The organism is Singulisphaera sp. GP187 (assembly GCF_900129635.1).
Taxonomy (GTDB): Bacteria; Planctomycetota; Planctomycetia; order Isosphaerales; family Isosphaeraceae; genus Singulisphaera.
In genome coordinates this window covers 17093-37203 of record NZ_FSRB01000002.1, presented here as the reverse complement: position 1 = coordinate 37203, position 20111 = coordinate 17093, and the positions used below count along the sequence as shown (strand labels likewise).

The 20111-nt window shown below is 64.8% G+C and carries 15 protein-coding genes; 13 read left to right on the top strand and 2 right to left on the bottom strand.

All coding sequences use genetic code 11. The annotated features are described in order from the left end of the window. Positions 1-937: 937 nt before the first annotated feature. The 13 genes from rfbF to rfbC all read left to right on the top strand — a co-directional run bounded on the left by rfbF (position 938) and on the right by rfbC (position 15860). On the top strand, positions 938-1717 hold the full coding sequence (rfbF, locus tag BUS42_RS24655; protein ID WP_074311474.1) for a glucose-1-phosphate cytidylyltransferase: 780 nt from the start codon (positions 938-940) through the stop codon (positions 1715-1717). Continuing rightward, positions 1714-2691, top strand: coding sequence for an NAD-dependent epimerase/dehydratase family protein (locus BUS42_RS24650; RefSeq protein WP_074311472.1), 978 nt, complete (start codon positions 1714-1716; stop codon positions 2689-2691). Before rfbF ends, BUS42_RS24650 begins: the two co-directional genes overlap by 4 nt. Before the next feature lie 50 nt (positions 2692-2741). Then, positions 2742-4091: a lipopolysaccharide biosynthesis protein RfbH gene (gene rfbH / locus BUS42_RS24645; protein ID WP_074311470.1), complete on the top strand. Its 1350-nt coding sequence runs from the start codon at positions 2742-2744 to the stop codon at positions 4089-4091. A 112-nt stretch (positions 4092-4203) separates the two neighbouring features. Further along, positions 4204-5283: an NAD-dependent epimerase/dehydratase family protein gene (locus BUS42_RS24640; protein ID WP_074315271.1), complete on the top strand. Its 1080-nt coding sequence runs from the start codon at positions 4204-4206 to the stop codon at positions 5281-5283. A gap of 11 nt (positions 5284-5294) precedes the next feature. Further along, positions 5295-6335 carry a glycosyltransferase family 2 protein gene (locus BUS42_RS24635; RefSeq protein ID WP_074315269.1) on the top strand — a complete coding sequence of 347 codons (1041 nt, stop codon included), beginning with the start codon at positions 5295-5297 and terminating at the stop codon, positions 6333-6335. Between the two features lie 156 nt (positions 6336-6491). Beyond that, positions 6492-7355: a class I SAM-dependent methyltransferase gene (locus BUS42_RS24630; protein ID WP_254053773.1), complete on the top strand. Its 864-nt coding sequence runs from the start codon at positions 6492-6494 to the stop codon at positions 7353-7355. Then, positions 7352-7747 carry a nucleoside-diphosphate sugar epimerase/dehydratase gene (locus tag BUS42_RS45345; protein ID WP_254053772.1) on the top strand — a complete coding sequence of 132 codons (396 nt, stop codon included), beginning with the start codon at positions 7352-7354 and terminating at the stop codon, positions 7745-7747. The genes BUS42_RS24630 and BUS42_RS45345 overlap by 4 nt, the downstream gene beginning before the upstream one ends. A 210-nt stretch (positions 7748-7957) precedes the next feature. Beyond that, positions 7958-9682 carry a thiamine pyrophosphate-binding protein gene (locus tag BUS42_RS24625; protein WP_254053771.1) on the top strand — a complete coding sequence of 575 codons (1725 nt, stop codon included), beginning with the start codon at positions 7958-7960 and terminating at the stop codon, positions 9680-9682. Between the two features lie 133 nt (positions 9683-9815). Then, positions 9816-10910, top strand: a complete 1095-nt coding sequence (locus BUS42_RS24620; RefSeq protein WP_074311468.1) for an N-acetylneuraminate synthase family protein — start codon at positions 9816-9818, stop codon at positions 10908-10910. A 58-nt stretch (positions 10911-10968) separates the two neighbouring features. Then, on the top strand, positions 10969-12165 hold the full coding sequence (locus BUS42_RS24615; protein ID WP_074311466.1) for an FkbM family methyltransferase: 1197 nt from the start codon (positions 10969-10971) through the stop codon (positions 12163-12165). 52 nt (positions 12166-12217) lie between these two features. Continuing rightward, positions 12218-12868, top strand: coding sequence for an HAD hydrolase-like protein (locus tag BUS42_RS24610; protein ID WP_074311464.1), 651 nt, complete (start codon positions 12218-12220; stop codon positions 12866-12868). Positions 12869-13218: 350 nt separating this feature from the next. Further along, positions 13219-13857, top strand: a complete 639-nt coding sequence (locus BUS42_RS24605) for a TylF/MycF/NovP-related O-methyltransferase (RefSeq protein WP_216821081.1) — start codon at positions 13219-13221, stop codon at positions 13855-13857. A gap of 104 nt (positions 13858-13961) precedes the next feature. Further along, on the top strand, positions 13962-15860 hold the full coding sequence (gene rfbC / locus BUS42_RS45340; protein ID WP_254053770.1) for a dTDP-4-dehydrorhamnose 3,5-epimerase: 1899 nt from the start codon (positions 13962-13964) through the stop codon (positions 15858-15860). Here rfbC and rfbB read toward each other — a convergent pair. Both rfbB and BUS42_RS24585 read right to left on the bottom strand, forming a co-directional pair. Further along, positions 15857-16849, bottom strand: coding sequence for a dTDP-glucose 4,6-dehydratase (gene rfbB, locus BUS42_RS24590; RefSeq protein WP_074311460.1), 993 nt, complete (start codon positions 16847-16849; stop codon positions 15857-15859). The two genes, rfbC and rfbB, sit on opposite strands and share 4 nt — an antisense overlap. A 173-nt stretch (positions 16850-17022) precedes the next feature. Continuing rightward, positions 17023-19752: a galactokinase family protein gene (locus BUS42_RS24585; RefSeq protein WP_074311458.1), complete on the bottom strand. Its 2730-nt coding sequence runs from the start codon at positions 19750-19752 to the stop codon at positions 17023-17025. Positions 19753-20111 lie beyond the last annotated feature (359 nt).

Genomic DNA, 20111 nt, shown 5'->3' with positions numbered 1-20111 from the left:
ATCGGGCGAATGGCGTCCTTTGGGAATTTGGTCTCGTCGATGCTTGTGATTGTGTTTATGCCGCAACGCGATATACGTTCCGGGGAGTTCCGAGTTCTGTTCGAGGCGGGGGTCGCGGAGATCCTGGCGGGCCTCTGGCCGACCGGCCGCCGTTCGCGTCGTCGACTTGAGCGCGGCCTGGGCGGCCGACCGCCGTTCGCCACTGTCATGACCGACTACCCTGGCTTTGGCTGCGCCGGACGTGCATTGCAGACCGAGTGGGCCAGCAGGGGGGCTTCGAGGCCGGTGGGTGATCGCATGTCCTCAGTCTGACAAGAATTGATTACGCCAACAAATTGGCGGCCCGAGTGCGACGATCCCCGTGCGGGCGTCGGACTTGAGGCGCCGGACTCGTCGTTCGCCGTTATCGGCGAGCTTGGCCTTCCCGCCCTTCGGCAACGAAGCGAACGGTGAGACGGCCAGGCTCGCCGTTGTTTTTTTTAATGATCTGCGCCAGAGCCAAAGGACCGAGGATATTCGCGGTTTCCGCAACGGGCTTGTTTGCAGTGGCACGGCCGGACCGGCCGTAATTCCCTCGGGGTCGGCGCGAGTTCGAGGGATCGACAATGGGCCGAGGGGATACGGCTGGGCCGAAATTTCAACGAGTTTCTCGCCCCGTCGCGGATCGTTGATTCAGAGAATGTGAGATCCGGGGGGAAGGTCTGGGCGATGAACGGCGAAGGGGCGAACTGCCCTAGTCATGAAATGGACGAGGGAGTAAGTTGCACCTGACGGCTTCCACCGCCTTGGGACACTCGGTTTGGAGGGAGGCGGCAAACCCCATGTTAAAAGCCCCGCTTATCAATAATCTTGTTGCGTGAACACTGTTTAGGTGCACGCTTTGGAGTCGAGAAATCGACTTGGAAGTTCAAGACTCGCTTGCCTCGGAAGGGTGCCCATGAAGGTCTTGATACTTTGCGGTGGGCAGGGAACGCGGCTCCGCGAGGAGACCGAGTTCCGTCCCAAGCCGCTCGTGGAAGTCGGCCAGCGCCCCATCCTCTGGCATATCATGAAGCTGTTTGCCCACCACGGACTCCGGGAGTTCGTGCTCTGCCTGGGCTATCGCGGCAAAATGATCAAAGACTATTTTCTGAACTACGAGGCGATGAATAATGACTTCACGATCTGCCTGGGGCAACGGCATAGCGTGACCCTGCACGATGCGCATGAGGAGCAGGACTTCCGCGTCACTCTCGCCGATACCGGCGAGGAGACGATGACCGGCGGCCGGATTCAACGCGCCGCGCGTTACCTGGACGGCGATACGTTCATGGTGACTTACGGCGATGGGGTCGCTAACGTCGATATCACCCGGCTCCTCGCGTTTCACAAGAGCCATGGCCGGATCGCGACCGTGACGGCCATCCGGCCTTACTCTCGGTTCGGAGCCCTTGAGGTCGACGGCGCGGACCGCGTGGTCAACTTCGCGGAGAAGCCGCAAATCGAAGGGTGGTCGAGCGCCGGGTTCTTCGTCTTCAATCGGAGGCTGCTCGACTATCTCGATGGCGACTCCTGCATCCTCGAACGCGAACCGCTGGAACGGCTCACGCAGCAGGGGGAGTTGATGATTTACCGCCACGACGGCTTCTTCTTCGCGATGGATACGTACCGCGAATACAAGGCGCTCAACGATCTGTGGGACAGCGGCCAGGCGCCGTGGAAGGTCTGGGCGAAATGAACAAGTTTTGGCAGGATCGGCCGACGCTTGTCACCGGCGCCACGGGCCTGGTCGGGGGCTGGCTGGTGACCCGTCTGCTCGAGGAGGGGGCCGACGTCACCTGCCTGGTGCGCGACTGGGTGCCGCAGAGCGGCCTGATCCGTGATCGGCTGGTCGATCGGGTCAAGCTGGTCCGCGGGGACGTTCGCGATCAAGGGCTGCTGGAGCGGGCCCTGGGCGAGCATGAGATCCATACGGTCTTCCACCTGGCCGCCCAGACGATCGTCGGCACGGCCAACCGCAACCCGGTCTCGACCTTCGAGTCGAACATCCAGGGGACCTGGGCGCTGCTCGAGGCCTGCCGGCGCTCACCCGCGGTCAAGCAGGTGGTGCTCGCCTCGTCGGACAAGGCGTACGGCGACCAGGAGCAGCTCCCTTACGACGAGTCGACACCGTTGCAGGGGCAGCACCCCTATGATGTGAGTAAGTCATGTGCGGATCTGATCGCTCACTCGTACGCGGTCAGCTACAAGCTGCCGGTGGCGATCACCCGGTGCGGCAACTTCTACGGCGGCGGCGACCTGAACTGGAACCGGATCGTCCCCGGGACGATTCGCTCGGTGATCCGCGGCCAGCGGCCGGTGATCCGGTCCGACGGTAAGTTCGTCCGCGACTACTTCTACGTCGAGGACGGGGCCAACGCCTACCTCGTGCTGGCCGAGGCCCTGGCCGACCGGCCCGAGCTGGCGGGGACGGCGTATAATTTCTCCAACGAGGTGCAGGTCACGGTCCTCGACCTGGTTCACGCGATCCTCCGCGCGATGGAGAGCGACCTCGAACCCGAGATCCGCAACGAGGCGTCCAACGAGATCATCCATCAGTACCTGAGCGCGGCCAAGGCGCGGCGGGAGCTCGCGTGGGCGCCGCTGTTCGACCTGGACGAAGGGATGGCTCGCACCATCCGTTGGTACAAGGATTTCTTCTCTCATCCATGAGGCGGCGATCGCGACCACTCTGTTCCCCCAGTGAGACGAGACCCTTTGCCATGAGTGAGACTTCCCTCAACGGCTCGCCTTCCGCCGACGCTCTCCGCGGGCAGATTCTCGATCTGGTCCGGCAGTACCACGCGACCGCCTTCCCCACCCGATCGTTCGATGCGGGCCGCTCGGCGGTCCCTTGCGCCGGGCGGGTGTTCGATGAGGAAGACATCGTCCACCTGGTCGACTCGTCGCTCGACTTCTGGCTGACCACCGGGCGGTTCGCCGAGCAATTCGAGCGCGAGTTCGCGCGGACGTTCGGCGTTCGGCATGCGCTGCTGGTCAACTCGGGCTCGTCGGCCAACCTGGTCGCCCTGAGCTGCCTGACCTCGCCCAAACTGGGCGAGAAGCGGCTCCAGGCCGGCGACGAGGTCATCACCGTGGCCGCCGGGTTCCCGACCACGGTCAACCCGATCGTCCAGAACAACCTGGTCCCCGTTTTCGTCGATGTGGACGTGCCGACGTACAACATCGACGTGACCCAACTCGAGGCCGCGCGGTCGGACCGAACTCGGGCGATCATGATCGCGCACACCTTGGGCAACCCGTTCGACCTGGCGGCGGTCTCCGCGTTCGCGAAGCAGCACGACCTCTGGCTGATCGAGGACTGCTGCGACGCCCTCGGGGCCAGCTTCGGCGGCAAGCCGGTCGGGACCTTCGGCGACCTGGCGACGGTCAGCTTCTACCCGGCGCACCACATCACGATGGGGGAGGGGGGCTGCGTCCTGACCGACCGCCCCAAGCTCAAGACGCTGGCCGAGTCGTTCCGCGACTGGGGCCGCGACTGCTGGTGCGCCCCGGGGATGGACAATACCTGCGGCCAACGGTTCGATTGGCAGCTCGGTCGCCTTCCGGAAGGGTATGACCACAAATATATTTATTCGCACATTGGCTACAACCTGAAGGTCACCGACATGCAGGCGGCCGTCGGGGTGTCGCAGCTTGCCAAGCTCGACGGTTTCGTCGCGGCGCGGCGGCGGAACTTCGCGCGATTGGACGCGGGCCTGGCCGATCTCGACGCCTTTTTCCTCCGGCCCCGGGCGACGCCGGGCTCCGAGCCGAGCTGGTTCGGCTATCCCGTGGCGGTGCGTCCCGACGCTCCGTTTACCCGACGCGATGCGGTGAGCTTTCTGAACGACCGGAAGATCGGCACCCGCCAGATCTTCGCGGGGAACCTGCTCCGTCAGCCCGCATATGAGGGCATCCCGCACCGGCGGATCGGCGATCTCGCCAACTCCGACTTCGTGATGAACCAGGCGTTCTGGGTCGGCGTCTATCCGGGACTCAGCGACGCCATGGTTGATTACATGATCGAGTCGTTCCATCAACTGACCCGGGTGCCGTCGGCACGGGCCTGATCGCCTTGCGTTTGACCCTTTTGGATTCCACCAGGAACTGGGTTTGCCGGTCGATCAAGAACAAGGCTTCGAGGAATCAAACCTTGAATCAAGTTTTGTCGTGAGTCCGCCCATGGCGCATTTTCACAATCCGTTGGCTGCCGACCTGGACCATGTGCTCACCCATGTGGGGCCGCTCTGGGAGGATCTCCGCGGGGCGCGCCTGTTCATCACCGGTGGGACGGGCTTCTTCGGCTGCTGGCTGCTGGAGAGTTTGCTCTGGGCCGACGCCGCGCACGGGCTTGGGGTCGACGTCGTGGTCCTGACCCGATCGCCCGAGGCGTTCGCGCGGAAGGCGCCGCACCTTGCCGGTCATGGGGCGTTGCGGCTCCACGAAGGCGACATCCGCGATTTTCCGGACCCCGAGGGCGGCTTTTCGCACGTGATTCACGCGGCGACCGCGGCGAGTGCCGCGTTGAACGCCGAGGCGCCTCGGGTCATGTTCGACACGATCGTCGAGGGGACGCGGCGGACCCTCGACTTTGCCCAGCGCTCCGGCGCCTCGCGGTTCCTGCTGACCAGCTCGGGGGCGGTCTATGGCGCTCAGCCCGCCACGCTGACGCATGTCGGTGAGGACTATCGGGGGGCTCCCGACCCCACCGACCCGGCCTCGGCCTACGGCGAGGGGAAGCGGGCGGCCGAGCACCTCACGGCGCTGGCGCACCACGCCTCCGGGCTCGGGGTCACGATCGCCCGTTGCTTTGCGTTCGTCGGCCCTTACCTCCCGCTCGACACTCACTTCGCAATCGGCAACTTCCTCCGCGACGCTCTGGCCGGAGGACCGGTCCAGGTCGGGGGGGACGGCACCCCCTATCGCTCCTACCAGCATGCGGCCGACCTCATGGTCTGGCTCTGGTCGATCTTGTTGCGCGGTGTGCCGGGCCGCCCCTATAACGTGGGGAGCGAAGCGGCCCTGAGCATCGGGGAAGTCGCGCGGCGGATCGCCGAGTCGCTGGGGTTGCGCTGGACGGTGGCCCGTGAGCCCGACCCGGGTGTCCTCCCCGCGCGCTACGTTCCCTCCACCGCCCGGGCCCGCGATGAGCTTGGGCTCGACATCATGATCCCATTTGACGACGCTATCGCTCGGACCGTCCAGTGGCTTCGCCGACCTCCGACGAGTCGCCGGGGAGCCCCCCCGCACCCCGTGGCATGAGTGAGACCTTCATGTTGCCGCAGTCATCGCCAGTGAAGGAAGCCAGCGGACGCCGCACGCTCATCGGCGTTGTGACGCCATGCTACAACGAAGTCGAGAACGTCCGGGAGCTGCATCGGGCCATCAAGGAGACCTTCGACGGCCTGCCGCAATATGACTATTTTCACATCTATATTGATAATTCGTCAAAAGATGGAACCATCGGGATCCTCCGCGAGCTGGCGGCGGCCGATCCCAAGGTCCGGGTGATCCTCAACGCCCGGAACTTCGGCCATATTCGCTCGCCCTACCACGGTCTGCTCCAGTCCGACGCGGACGCGACGATCATCATGGCGTCCGACTTCCAGGACCCACCGACGATGATCCCCGACTTCCTCCGCAAGTGGGAGGAGGGGTACAAGATCGTCGTCGGAGTCAAGCTGGAAGCCGACGAGTCGCGATTGATGTACGTGGTGCGGTCGCTCTACTACGGGCTCGCGTCCTGGCTCGCCGACATCGAGCTGATGCAGCACGTCACCGGCTTCGGCCTCTACGACCGGAGGATCCTCGAGATCTTCCGGGAGGTCGACGATCCCTACCCCTACGTCCGCGGCATGATCGCCGACATCGGCCTCGACTGCTGCAAGCTCCCGTACCGGCAACCGCTGCGGCGGCGGGGGATCTCGAAGAACAACTTCTACACGCTCTACGACCTCGCGATGCTCGGGGTTACCAACCACTCGAAGGTCCCCCTGCGGGTGGCGACGATGGCGGGGTTCCTGATGGCCGGCGTCAGCCTCTTCATTGCGTTCGGCTACCTCGTGGGCAAGCTCCTGTTCTGGAACCAGTTCACCGTGGGGGTGGCTCCGATCCTGATCAGCCTCTTCTTCTTCTCGGCCGTCCAGTTGTTCTTCATCGGCATCATCGGCGAATACATCGGCGCCATCCACACCCAGGTTCAGAAACGCCCTCTCGTCATCGAGAAGGAACGGCTCAACTTCGACGACAACTCGCCCCGCCCGCTTCACAATGGCCGGCCCGGGAAGGTGCTGGAGGACTCGGTGAACGAGTAGCTCAGCCCCGGGGCGGGGCTCGTTCCGGGGCGTTTCCCCCGCTGGGGGGAGTCCGCGGGTGGGTCGAAATCGGCCCCACGAGGGATGGGCTCGTCACCCCGCTCCTCGGCTGTGCCGCTCGCACTGAAGGTGGAATTCACGGAGGGGAGGGACTCGATGGGACGATCGCATTCGGAGGCGGGGAGATCGGAGTCCCGGGCTGGGCGTGAGTGCCCGATCTGCGAAGGGCCCGCGGCGGACGTCCTCCACACCCAGCGCTTCGTGCTGCCCGAGGATCATCCGCTCGGCGACGGCTACGACGTGGTCTGCTGCTGCGGTTGCGGTTTCGTCTATGCCGACACCTCGGCGACGCAGGAAGACTACGACGCGTTCTACGCCCGGCACTCGAAGTACGAGGACAACGTCACCTCCACCGGCGGCGGCGGGACCTCCTGGGACGCCGAGCGGATGGTCCAGATGGGGCAGGACCTCGCCCGCCTGATCCCGGACAAGGCCGCGCGGATCGTCGACGTCGGCTGCGCCAACGGGGGGATGCTGGCGTCCCTGAAGGGGCTCGGCTACGGCCAGCTCTGCGGGATCGATCCGTCGCCCGCCTGCGCGAATTACGTCCGGATGCACCACGGCATCGAAGCCTACGCGGGGTCGCTCACGCAGCTCCCGGCGGAGGCCGGCCCGGCCGACGCGGTCCTGCTTTCGCACGTGCTCGAGCATGTGCGCGACTTGCAGCCCGCCCTGGCGGCGGTCCGGGCGATCATGAAGCCGGGCGCGGTCCTCTACGTCGAGGTTCCGGACGCCTCCCGATACCACGAGTTCCTGTTCGCCCCGTTCCAGGACTTCAATACCGAGCACATCAACCACTTTTCGACGCAGTCGCTCGCCAACCTGCTCGCCGCCTCCGGCTTTCGCCTGACGGCCTCGGGCCGGCGGATCGTGGCTTCGTCCCCCACGATGCCCTACCCGGCCATCTACGTGGTGGGGGTTTTCCAGGACGACCCCCAGGCCCCCCCGAGGGGCTCGTGAAGGACGAGGGGCTCAGGCCGGCGATCGAGGCCTACATCGAAGCCTCGGCGGAGCAACTCGAGGCGATCGATCGCCGGCTCCGCGAGGCACTCAAGGACTCGGGGCCGATTCTCGTCTGGGGCGCCGGCCAGCTTGCCCTCAAGCTGCTCGCCCAGACGTCGCTCGGCAAGGCGGAGATCGAGGCCTTCATCGACGGCAATCCGATCCACCACGGCAAGACGATCCGGGGCGTGCCGGTCCTCGCGCCCGAGCAGATCCGCCACCGGCCTCGCCCGATCCTGATCACGACGACCCTGCACGAGAAGGAAATCGTGGACCGGATCGCCGCGATGGGACTGACCCATCGCGTGATGACCCTGGGCGATCCGCCGGCCACCGGGGGGGCGGCCTGACCGGGCCACACGCGTCGAATCGCAAATTCACCTTGGCGCTGCCGGCCTCTCGCCGTCCAATACGGCGCAAAGGGATGCCGTCCTGCCGGGCAAGACAAGACGGACGAGGCACGGAGATGTCGAGACAATGATCCGAGTCGCCGATTTCATCGCAAAGACGCTGGCCGACCGCGGGGTCAAGCACCTGTTCATGGTGTCCGGGGGGGGGCGATGTTCCTGAACAACGCCTTCGGCACCGAGCAACGGCTGAAGTACACCTGCAACCATCACGAGCAGGCGTCGGCCATCGCGGCGGAAGGGTACGCGCGGGTCGCCGAGCGGGTCGGCGTCCTTAACGTCACCACCGGGCCGGGGAGCATCAACGCCCTGAACGGGGTCTTCGGGGCCTGGACCGACTCGATCCCGATGCTGATCGTCTCGGGGCAGGTCAAGCGCGAGACCTGCATGGCCTCGTACGACCTCCCCGCGCTCCGGCAACTCGGCGATCAGGAGGTCGATATCGTCCGGATGGTCGGCGGGATCACCAAGTACGCGGTCCTCGTGACCGATCCCCAGTCGATCCGCTACCACCTGGAGCGGGCCCTCTACCTCGCCGAGGCCGGCCGACCGGGACCGTGCTGGATCGACGTCCCCGTGGACGTGCAGTCGAGCATGATCGACCCCGAGTCGCTCCCCGGGTACGACCCCGCCGAGGACGACCCGCACTGGGACCGCGACGCGATCCGCGCCCAATGCCGCGAGGTGATCGAGCGGATCAGCCGTGCGGAGCGGCCGGTAATCCTGGCGGGGACCGGCGTGCGGCTCGCCCACGCCATCGACAAGTTCCAGGAGGTCGCGCGCCGGCTGGGAATCCCCGTCACGACGGCCTGGACTCACGACCTGATCGCCTGGGACGACCCCCTCTACTGCGGCAGGCAGGGGAGCATCGGCGACCGCGCGGGGAATTTCACCGTCCAGAACTCCGATTGCCTGCTGATCCTCGGCGCCCGGCTGCCGATCCGCCAGATCAGCTACAACTGGAAGGCGTTCGCCCGCCACGCCTACAAGATCCAGGTCGACGTCGACGCCGCGGAGCTCGACAAGCCGACCGTCAAGCCCGACCTGCCGATCCACAGCGACGCCGCGGTCTTCCTTGAGGAGTTGGGCTGCGAGCTGGCGGCGTCCGGCCACGACGCCGCGAACCATGCCGCCTGGCTCGAGTGGTGCAAGGAGCGGGTCCGCAAGTACCCGGTCGTCCTCCCCAAGCATCGTGAGTTCCAGGGCGCGATCAACCCCTACCACTTCATTGAGGTCCTGTTCGAGCACCTCGCCGACGACGACGTGGTGGCGTGCGGGGACGCGACCGCCTGCATCGTCCCGTTCCAGGCGGCGAAGTTGAAGCTCGGCCAGCGCCTCTTCTCCAACTCGGGGTCGGCGTCGATGGGATTCGACCTGCCCGCCGCCATCGGCGCGGCGGTCGCCCGCGAGGGCAAGCGGGTCATCTGCCTGGCGGGCGACGGCAGCATCCAGATGAACGTCCAGGAGCTCCAGACGGTCGTCCACAACCGGTTGCCGATCAAGATCTTCGTCCTCAGCAACGGCGGCTATCTCTCGATCCGGACGACCCAAAAGAACTTCTTCGGCAACCTCGTCGGCGAGGGGCCGACCAGCGGTGTGAGCTTCCCCGACATGAGCAAGCTCGCCGCGGCCTACGGGATCCCCTCCCTGAAGATCGACGGGCCGGACTTCGCGGCGCAGATCGACCAGGCCCTTGAAGGTGACGGTCCGTTCCTCTGCGAGGTGGTTCTCGACCAGGCGCAGACGTTCGAGCCCCGGCTGAGCTCGCGGCAGCTCCCCGACGGTCGGATCGTCACCGCACCCCCCGAGGATATGTTCCCGTTCCTCGACCGCGAGGAATTCCTCAGCAACCTCCTGATCCCGGCGGCCGAGTCATGAGGCCGAGCATGCCGATCGCCGCTCCCGGCGCCTCGCCGTGGACGGCCGGCTCGGGGACAAGCCCTCGGCCGGCAAGAGCGTTCAACCACCTGAGCCTGGCGGTATCCGTATCAAACATGCTGGAGAATTACGCATGAAGGGCCAGGAGATTTTTGATGAGCTGTTCGTCCTGGAGCTTGCCAACAACCACTGGGGCGACGTGAATCGCGGATTGAAGATCATCAGCGATTTCTCCAAGATCGTGCGCTTCAACAACGTCAAGGCGACGATCAAGCTCCAGCTCCGCGACGTCGGCAGCTTCATCCATCAAGACTTTCGCGAGCGGTCGGACATCCGCTACATCAAGAAGACGATCGATACCCAACTGTCGAAGGAGAACGTCGCGCTCCTCCTCAATGCGGTTCGCAAGAGCGGCTGCATCACGAGCGCAACCCCGTTCGACGAGAAGTCGGTCGACCTCTGCGTGGAGTTGGGAGTCCAGATCCTCAAGATCGCCAGCTCCGACCTCAACGACTGGTTCCTGCTCGAGAAGATTGCCAAGACGCGCAAGCCGGTGATCGCCTCGACCGGCGGGTCCTCCTTGAAGGACATGGACGACCTGGTCACCTTCTTCGACAACCGCAACATCCCGCTCGCCCTCAACCACTGCGTCTCGCTCTATCCGGCCGAGGACTCCGAGCTGGAGATGAACCAGATCGACTTCCTGCGCTCCCGCTACCCCCACCACACGATCGGCTTCTCGACCCACGAGCATCGCGACTGGGAGACCAGCATGCTCATCGCCTACGCCAAGGGGGCGCGCACCTTCGAGCGGCACATCGATATCAAAATGAACGACGTGCCGGTCTCGCCCTACTGCACGCTGCCCGAGCAGGCCGACACCTGGTTCAAGGCCTTCCACAAGGCCAAGGTGTTCTGCGGAGGGAGCGGCCAGAGCAAGCGGATCCCGCCGATGAAGGAGATCGACTATCTGGACAACCTGGTCCGGGGCGTCTACGCCAGGCGCGACCTCCCCGAGGGATATATCCTCAATCACGACAACATCGATGATGACGTCTACCTGGCGGTCCCCCTTCAAAAGGGGCAGATTTCCTGCCGCGAGCTGATGACCGGCGAGGTGCTCCTGAAGGCCTGCGCGAAGGATCAGCCGGTCCTGATCGACATGATCGAGAGCCCGTACTCGCACAACGAGGACCTGAAGGGCCTCATCTACGAACGCGGCATCTGACGGAGCCCCGATCGCGTGGCCGTACGGATTCCCTGCCTCCCGATAACCGGAGTGCCCCATGTCACCTGAGGTGGAGCTCGAAGCGCTGCTCAACACCGACCCCGAGTCGGTCCTCGATTTCGAGAGGCACGGGTTCGACCGAGTGGCGGCCCCTTACGCCGAGTCCCTCGTGCTCTTCGGCGCGGGGAACCTGGGCCGGATGACTCTGGCGAAGTTGCGCCAGATCGGCATCGAGCCGCTCGCCTTCGCCGATAACGCGAAGCCGGTCCAAGGGACGAAGATCGACGGCATCGACGTCCTCTCGCCCGCGGACGCGGTCGCGCGCTATCACGACCGCGCGACCTTCGTGACCACCATCTGGGGGGCCGTGCCGCGCGAGGTCTCCGCCAACCGGCTCCAGAAGCACCTGCGTTCGCAGCTCGAGAGGCTCGGCTGCCAGAGGATCGCCAACTTCACGGCGCTCTATTGCAAGTATCCCGACGCGTTCCTCCCCTACTTCGCCATCGACCTGCCGTCCCGGGTCCTCGGCCGGAAGGATGAGATCCGCAGGGCGTTCCGGCTGATGGCCGACGAGGCCTCGCGGCGCGAGTTCGTCGCCCAGGTGCGGCACCGGCTCTTCCAGGACTTCGACGGCCTGCCGCCCGCGGTCGAGGAGGAGCAGTATTTCTGCGACTCGCTCTTCGCCTCGGACCCTCACGAAGTCTTCGTCGATTGCGGCGCCTTCGACGGCGACACGCTCAAGGTCTTCCTCGAGCGCAAGGGCGACGGATTCGACCACTACTATGCGCTCGAACCCGACCCCCTCAACTTCGAGAAGCTGCGAGCCTACGTGGAGACGCTGCCCACGGCCGTCGCGGCGCGGATCTCAGCCCTGCCCCTGGCGAGCAGTGATCGGCGCACCAAGACTCGGATCGATCCGTCCGGCCTGGCCTCCTCACGGATCGGCCAAGGCTCGGTGGAGGTCGATTGCGTCCCGCTCGACGAACTCCTGGCCGAGCACGTCCCTACTACGATCAAGATGGATGTCGAGGGGGCCGAATTCGAAACATTGAAGGGGGCACGTGGCCTGATCCAGGCGCATTCACCGCTGCTCAATGTCTGCGTCTACCACACACAGGACCACCTCTGGGTCCTTCCCCTCTTGATTCAGAGCATGAACCCCGACTATCACTACTACTTGCGCCCGCATAAGAATGAGGTCTTCGACCTCGTTTGTTATGCGGTTCCCAAGCATCGACTCGTCCTCGTTCGTTGAACGTTGAAATTCGCTCGTCGTCGAAGGCGGCGGGGATCCACTCGAGGAGCGCATGGGACCACCTTTTCGTCATCTCATCTTCGATATGGATGGCACGCTCGTCGACTCCCGGGCCGGGATCCAGGGGAGCATTCGGCATACCCTCGGCCGTCTCGGCCATGTGCTGCCGGAGGCGACCGACCTGGATCCGATGATCGGTCCCCCGCTCGAAGAGGTCATGTCGCGTCTGTTGACGCCCCTGGGCGATGATCGCACGACACTTGCCGTCGCCTATTATCGCGAACATTACGGCGCCGGGGGACTCTTCGATGCCCATGTCTATGAAGGGATTCCAAAACTGCTTGCCGACCTGACCGCTTCCGGTCGTACCCTCTGGGTGGGGACGTCGAAGACCACCTCGTTCGCGAGCCGGATTCTGGACCACTTCGGCCTGGCCGACCCATTCTCGGGCATCTATGGGACCGACCCTGGCGGGCCTGCTCCCTCCAAGACCCAGATCTTTCGCCGGATCGTGATGGAGTGGAGGCTCCCGCCGGCGGAAACGGTCGTGATCGGCGACAGGGAGCATGACATCATCGCCGCCCGAGCCAATGGCCTGGCGACGGTCGCGGTCCTCTACGGCTTCGGTTCTCGAGAAGAACTGGCCGCGGCCGGGGCGGAGGTCTTCTGCAAAACTCCGGCCGATCTCCTCGATCTGCTCTGAGGCACGGACCCACCCTCCGGAAATCGTTGGACCCACGATGACGCCACGGTCGATTGTGCCGATGAAGGGGGAAACGGGTGCGGCGAAGCTTTCCAGGCGAGGATTGCCGCCAAAGGGTTTGCACTCACGTTCGATCGATTTGGGTCGTCTCTCGTGATCCTGTTGAGACGAGGCGGGCGCCGGGCCTATCTCCGAGCTCAGAGACGTGTTTGACGTCGTTACCTCACAATCCCCGATCGGGGTACATCATGGGTCTGATTCATTCTTTGAAATTTACGGTCGGGACAATCCTGGCTCGACGAGGATACGCGTTTTACCGAATGGAGGAGGGGGACGAGGTGATTCGTCCCATGTCCAATTACACGCCCTGGAATAAAGATCCCCAGTTTCAAAAAGTCTTGACAAAGATATCAGCGAATACCTTGGTCGACAAATTTCGGCTCTGGGAACTTTGGACCCTTGTCGAGCAATCCGCCAAGCTTGAGGGATCGCTCCTTGAGGTCGGGGCATGGCGCGGTGGGACCGCCGGCGTGATCGGGGCTAAAGCACGTGAGTGCGGAATCAGAGATCCGTTCTACGTTGCCGACACCTTCAAGGGGGTCGTCAAGGCCGACGAACAAGACGCTGATTATCGGGGTGGGGAGCATTCTGACACGACACGTGGGATTGTGGAAAACCTGCTTCACCGCGATCTCGACCTTCCCGGAATCAGGATCCTTGAGGGGATCTTCCCAGACGAAACCGGACACGAAGCCCAGAACGATCGTTTTCGCTTCTGTCACATCGACGTCGATGTTTATCAATCGGCCAAAGACATCGGGGACTGGATCTGGCCCCGCTTGGTGATCGGCGGAATCGTCGTCTATGATGATTATGGATTTAAATCCACGCCGGGAGTAACGCGACTTGTCGACGAGCAGCGGGCCCTGTCGGATCGGATCGTGCTGCACAACCTCAATGGCCACGCGATCGTTATCAAGGTTGTGTGACGCAAGTTGGGGACGTCGCAGACCCCGCCGTTTGCTCGCCGGATCAGTCCGAGAACCGAAGTCAGTCGACTTTTCGCCCCTCTTTTTTTGATGAGAACGATACCTTGATCGACGACGCGATCGTCGGGACGGTTCCCGCGGCACTCTCGGCGGATCCCCAGGCGCAGGCGCCGAGCGTGCCCAAGCACCGTTGGCTGAGGCTCATGGTGCGCGCCGGCTCGTACGCGCTCGGGTTCGGCTTGCTGGGATGGGCGCTCTGGAAGAACCAGGCCTCGGTCCGGGAGGTGATCGGCCGCGAACCCAACCTGCGTGATCTGGCGGCGGCCCTGGTGCTGGGGGAGGTTGCCCTGTTGAGCACCTTCGCCCGCTGGTATCTCCTGGCACGGGTTCAAGGGGTGCCGTTGACCCTCCGCCAGGCGGTGCGGATCGGTTTTCTCGGCCACGCGTCCGAGCTCATCGTTCCCGGGCAACTCGGCGGGGACGTGGTCAAGGTGGCCGCCTTCGGGCGCGGGCAAGGCCAGAGCAGGGCGCCTCTGGTCGCGTCGGTGATGTTCGACCGCGTCACCGGGATTCTGGGACTATTCTTGCTGGTCAGCCTGATGGGGGCGCTCCAGTGGCCCACCGCGGCCGTCGCCGTCCGAAAGCTGATTGCGGTCGTCTGGGCGGTCGCCGGCGCGGGCCTGCTCGGGTTTGCCGCCTTGTTCCTGCCGGCCACCGCGGTCCTGCTCCGGCGGATCCTGGGGGAGGGGAGGATGTCCGCGAAACTGGCGGGACTTTGGGACGCCGCGGCAGCCTATCGCGGCCATCCGCGGGCCGTGGTCGCGGCCCTGGCGATGGCGATGGCCAGCCACGCGATCTATGCCTTCGCGTTCTATGCGGTGATCTGTGCACTGTTCCCGATCGCCCCGCCGCTGAGCACCAGCCTGGTCATCATTCCCCTGATTCTGTTCACGGCGATCGCGCCCCTTCCTTTCGGGGCCCTTGGGGTCGGCGAGGAGGTCAGCGGCGAGTTATTCGGCATGATCGGCCACTCGATCGGGACACCGGCCATGCTCGCCGCTCGGTGTGTCGGCCTGGGCCTGAGCTGCGTCAGCGTTCTCGTCTCCCTGGCGAGCTCGCCCGCATTTTTCAAGCGGAATGCCCATCCCGATCGGTCCTCGAAGGATTCGGTCATTTACTCGGATGATCCTGGGGCCCGATCGGAACGAGGAACGGTGGCGAGGAGCGAACTGCCGTGGTCAGGAAAAGAGCAAGGGAGTATGTTGCGGGAGCTGGCTTCCACCACCCTGGGGCCTTTCGTTCGGAGCGCGGCGTCAGGCCACTTGCCTGATGTCGACGAGGAAGTCGACCCTGGTTACTTGCGACCCTCCCGCCCCGTCATGATCCCGCAAACTGAAACTCACTCTCCTCAGGCCGAGAGCGACCCGATGCATATGAGTGGGATACAACTTCAAGGTCCCGTCATTCTCGAACCCCGGATCTTCCGGGACGAGCGCGGCTACTTTCTGGAAACCTGGAATCAGTCACGATCCGCCGATGCCGGAATTCCGTCGACGTTCGTTCAGGACAACCTGTCGCACTCCAAGCAGGGGGTGCTCCGAGGCCTCCATTACCAGCACCCCGCGGGGCAGGGGAAGCTCGTTATGGTCCTTCAGGGCGAAATCTACGACGTTGCGGTGGACATCCGTGCTGGCTCACCGACCTTTGGACAATGGATGGGCCTGACCCTGTCCGCGGCCGATCACCGGCAGCTCTACATCCCCCCTGGATTCGCCCATGGCTTTGTCGTGACCAGCGAATTCGCCGTGTTCATGTATAAATGCACGGAGTTCTATCGACCCGAATTCGAGGGCAGCGTCGCCTGGGATGACCCGGACCTGGCGATTCAGTGGCCCGTCGCCGCGCCGATCTTGGCGGCCAAGGACCGCGCCGCCCCGCGGCTCCGGGCGATCGCGGCGGAACGGCTGCCCGTCTGGGGCGGGGGCATGGTTCCTTCCGCTTAATTTCGATTGCGATAGGCACCCGAGCGAATCCGATCGACCCACGAGGTGTGGGTGCGATACCAGTCCACCGTCGCGGCGAGGCCGGTCTCGAACGAGGTCAAGGCCTGCCAGCCCAACTCGGCCTCGGCCTTCGAGCAATCGACGGCATAGCGGCGGTCGTGGCCGAGGCGATCGGTGACGTGACGGATCAAGGTCGCCGGCTTGCCGGTCAAGGCGAGCACCGCGTGGGTGACGTCGATGTTGAACCGTTCGCTCCGGCCGCCGAAGTTGTAGACCTCACCAGGCCGGCCTCGCCGGAGCGCGGCGTCGACTCCTCGGCAGTGGTCGACGACGTGGATCCAGTCGCGGACCTGCCGGCCATCGCCATAGACGGGCAGGGGGATGTCGGCCAGGGCGTTGGTCACGAACAAAGGGATCAGCTTCTCGGGGAACTGATAAGGCCCGTAGTTGTTCGAACACCGCGTGATGATGGTTTCCAGGCCGTGCGTGTGGTAGGCGGCCCGGACCAGGAGATCGGCCCCGGCCTTGCTGGCGGCATACGGGCTATTGGGGGCCAGCGGGGTCGACTCGAAGAAGGGCGGGTCATTGGGCAGGAGCGTGCCGTACACCTCATCGGTCGAGACCTGGACGAACCGGGGCGTGCCCGCCGCGCGCGCGGCGTCGAGCAGGCACTGCGTCCCCTGGATGTTGGTCCGCAAGAACGGCGTGGCGTCGTCGATCGAGCGATCGACGTGGCTCTCGGCCGCGAAGTGAACGATCGCGTCAAACCCCTCGGCCACCAAGCCCATGACGAGCGACCGGTCCGCGATATCCCCCTTCACGAACCGATAGCGCGGCTCATGCTGCAAATCCGCGAGGTTGTCGAGGTTGCCGGCATAGGTCAGCGCATCGAGGTTGGTCACCACCAAATCGGGGTCGGTTTCGAGCTCCCACCGCACGAAGTTCGCGCCGATGAACCCGCAGCCGCCGGTAACGAGAATCCGCTTCATGGGGGGTCTAGGCTCCGCCGTCCCTGGAAGTTGGTTGCGATTTTCCTGAATATCCTGCCTTACTGGCTCCAGGCCGGTCAACTCATCCTGCCGTTCATTTCTCCCGAACTAAGGTTCTGAGCCCGATCAGAACCACCTCGGTCCGCTCAGGTCGGCACCTTGCTACCGTCGGTTCACGACTCGATGGCGACGACCCGACTGCCTGCCGCGGGAGTGCAGACGTAGACTCCCGAGGGTAAGCCTTGGCGGCGGTAGAAATGCTCATTCAACCGCGCCGTCAGTTCAGGAACCGCCGCTTCCTCGGCGAGCACCATGGCGCAGCCACCGAGCCCGGCTCCCGCGATCTGGGCACCGAGCACGCCGGGCGTCCGGCAGGCGATGTCGACCAGGGCGTCAACCTCGCGCGTACTGCAGCGATAGGCACCGGGCTGATTCGCCAGCCGAGCCCGTTCGGCCCGGGTTTCGTCGCCGCTCTCCAGGTCGGCGATCAACGCGTGCAGATAGGCGTCGGAGACGTCGGAGTGATGCGGCTCGACCGAGAGGTCGTCGGCCACGAGAAACCGGCGCTCGCCTTGGTGCGAATGGTTCATCAGGGCTCCGAACGCTCTCATATCGCCGGTTCGAAGGCAGGAGACGGCTTCGCGCGCCCGGGCGCATTCGCTGATCCCGTAGAGCACCACGCCGCGGACCGGATACTCCTCCTGAGCGTCGTGGCCGGTCAGGTAGGGCGCCAAGTTCGACCACGTCTCGGCCTCATCAATGAAGAGCCGCCGAGCCTCCGCGGCGGAGATCGACTCCGGCAGTTCCAGCAGGACCTCGTAGATTCGCGACGCGGGAATCCCGAGCGAGTCGGGCTGGATGTCGCGAACGAACCGGATCAGCGGGGCGAGATGGGGGAACTTCTGCCGAACTAGTGCCACTCCGAGCAAGTAGGAGGCGACGCGGGCGTTGAAGACCGCCTTCGCTCCCGCCGCTTTCTTCGCCAGCACGAACGAGTTGCAGACGACCATCCGGTGCGTCGTGGGGAACCGCACCCGCTCGAGCAACTCGAACTCGTGAAACTTGACGTGCGAGACCATTCCCTTGCTGCCGAACTTCATGGCCGCGTGGTCGGCGCTGCCGCCCCGGGTGCCGACGAACCATTCGCCTTCGCCGCAGAAATTGACGAACTGGCGCGGGGCCAGGTCTAGCCCGTTCAGGGCCACGGCCGCCTCCGCCGCGGCGACCACCAGCGCTGACGACGAGCTCATGCCCGCCGCCATCGGGATATTGCTGTCGATGGCGACATCCATGCCGACGAGCCGCTGGTGGCGGAACTCCATCTGAAGCCGGAGCATGGCCGCCTCGAAGTAGAGGCTCCAGTCACCGGCGGACCGCCGGAGCCGGCGCTGGAGTTCCTGGCCATTGACGCAACTCATCCAGTCATCCCAATCGAGTTGGCTCACGAGCTTGGCGAGCGCGATCGACGCGTCGGGGAACTGGTCGGGCCGAACGTTGCGGATCTCGACCATGTCGTCGGTCCGGGGGGAGGCGACCACGATCGCCTCTTGGTCGACGGCCATGAGGTTGCAGTGCCCCCCTTGCCAGTCGATATGTCGGCCCAGAATGTTGATTCGGCCCGGCGATCGGACCACGATGACGCGGCGATCCCCCCCGAAGGCGTCGCGGAACCGGAGCAGGGTCCGGCGATAGTGCCGCCGCCGGTCGGCGATCAGGACGGGGTCGTCGCCGTAGTAGCTCCGAAGCGCCTCGTCGGTGGAGGGAGCGAGTTCAGGCGGCTCGGGAAACAAGGAGAGCCATTCCTCGGCCGTTCGATAGCGCGATTCCCCGAGCCGGTCACTGAGGTCGTCAAGGGCGTGGGCGCGTTGCCCTCGAAATCGGTCCTCAATGACCAGCAGCTCCTCGGGGTTGTTGAACGACATGATCTCGCCGGGCCGCTCGGTGGCCAGAAAGCTCGACTGATAGCGCGTCCCCCGCTCACCGTCGGTTCCGATCATCACGGCCCCGACGGCGTCGGTCAGGTACTCCTCGCCCTGAGCATTCGCGGTGGTCATCTGATCCAGACCGTAGCGAAGCGCCCCTTTCCGGATGAGATAGATCGACTCGTTGACGAATTGCGAGCGGGCCGCGTCGGCCGCCGCGATCGGCGGAACGTCAGGTGCGAGCCGGAGCTCGTGGGGAAGGTCCTCGAGCCGGGCGAGCCACTCGTCGCGGCGGAAGGTCGCACGTCGCTCCTCGTTGGACGGCCCCGACTTCTTGGAGAACCCCAGAACCGTCGACCACGACCCCCCCGGCCCCAGGTGTTGCGCAATGGCCTCCTCGACTTTTGCCCTGGCGATCGTCTCGTCCGGCTCGGCGGCGAGTGCCTTGCGCAACGCGTTGCGGCAGGCGAGGACCCGGATGTCCGAGGCCTCGACGATGCCCAGCGGGCGGCCGTCGGGGCGGAAGAGGACGCGCCCTGACCCCTCGGAAGCTAACCCGGCGGGGGAAACCAGCAGGGTCAGGTCCCCGCCGGTCCGGTCGGCGTGGTCGAGAAACCGACTCAGCGTCGCCCCTTCGATGATCTTATCGCCAGCGATCACCAGGATCCGGGCATTGTCGTCGACCTCCGACAGGGCCCGCAGCCCGCAACGCGCCGCGTCCCCGGTTCCGAGCGCCTCGGGTTGGTAGGCGAACACCACGTTCCCGAACCGGCGGCCCACCGTCTCGACGACTTGCCCGGCCATCTCACCGACGACCACCACGTTCTTGGTCACGCCGAGCAAATTGTAAATGTCGATCGCCCGCACGATCGCGGGCACCCCGGCGACCTCAAAACAGACCTTGTGGCGGTCAAGGCTCCGCATCCGCGAACCCTTCCCGCCGGCGAGGACGATGGTATACAGGGGGTCGGTCGAAGCCATTAGCTATGCTCGCATTTGAAACATGCAAATAAATAGATTTTATTTCCGGCCCGTGGGCATCGGCCGGAAGCGGCGAGCAGGGGAAGCGGACAGCCATCCCGATCACGGGAATGTTGGTTCAAGTTTCCCGAGGAACCGGCATTTGCGAGCTTGATGTTGATTCCACTTGCTCGATCGTGAGTGGAGCTTGGCGATGCGGTGAGTGTTTCGCCAGGTTCGGCCAGGCTGCAACGACCGCTTCCGCCGTTTTTTCTGGTCTCCGAGATTAGTGTCGGGAGGGCCTGGTAGCCAGCCCCTCCCGACTTCTTTTGGTGAATCAGCCATTCAGAGACGATGCGGGCATCGGGAGGTTTTGGCGG

What these genes read in the sequence shown, in the direction of transcription:
- rfbF (WP_074311474.1), top strand. Translation starts at nt 938, where the DNA reads ATGAAGGTCTTGATACTTTGCGGTGGGCAGGGAACGCGGCTCCGCGAG.
- BUS42_RS24650 (WP_074311472.1), top strand. Translation starts at nt 1,714, where the DNA reads ATGAACAAGTTTTGGCAGGATCGGCCGACGCTTGTCACCGGCGCCACG.
- rfbH (WP_074311470.1), top strand. Translation starts at nt 2,742, where the DNA reads ATGAGTGAGACTTCCCTCAACGGCTCGCCTTCCGCCGACGCTCTCCGC.
- BUS42_RS24640 (WP_074315271.1), top strand. Translation starts at nt 4,204, where the DNA reads ATGGCGCATTTTCACAATCCGTTGGCTGCCGACCTGGACCATGTGCTC.
- BUS42_RS24635 (WP_074315269.1), top strand. Translation starts at nt 5,295, where the DNA reads ATGTTGCCGCAGTCATCGCCAGTGAAGGAAGCCAGCGGACGCCGCACG.
- BUS42_RS24630 (WP_254053773.1), top strand. Translation starts at nt 6,492, where the DNA reads ATGGGACGATCGCATTCGGAGGCGGGGAGATCGGAGTCCCGGGCTGGG.
- BUS42_RS24625 (WP_254053771.1), top strand. Translation starts at nt 7,958, where the DNA reads ATGTTCCTGAACAACGCCTTCGGCACCGAGCAACGGCTGAAGTACACC.
- BUS42_RS24620 (WP_074311468.1), top strand. Translation starts at nt 9,816, where the DNA reads ATGAAGGGCCAGGAGATTTTTGATGAGCTGTTCGTCCTGGAGCTTGCC.
- BUS42_RS24615 (WP_074311466.1), top strand. Translation starts at nt 10,969, where the DNA reads ATGTCACCTGAGGTGGAGCTCGAAGCGCTGCTCAACACCGACCCCGAG.
- BUS42_RS24610 (WP_074311464.1), top strand. Translation starts at nt 12,218, where the DNA reads ATGGGACCACCTTTTCGTCATCTCATCTTCGATATGGATGGCACGCTC.
- BUS42_RS24605 (WP_216821081.1), top strand. Translation starts at nt 13,219, where the DNA reads ATGTCCAATTACACGCCCTGGAATAAAGATCCCCAGTTTCAAAAAGTC.
- rfbB (WP_074311460.1), bottom strand. Translation starts at nt 16,849, where the DNA reads ATGAAGCGGATTCTCGTTACCGGCGGCTGCGGGTTCATCGGCGCGAAC.
- BUS42_RS24585 (WP_074311458.1), bottom strand. Translation starts at nt 19,752, where the DNA reads ATGGCTTCGACCGACCCCCTGTATACCATCGTCCTCGCCGGCGGGAAG.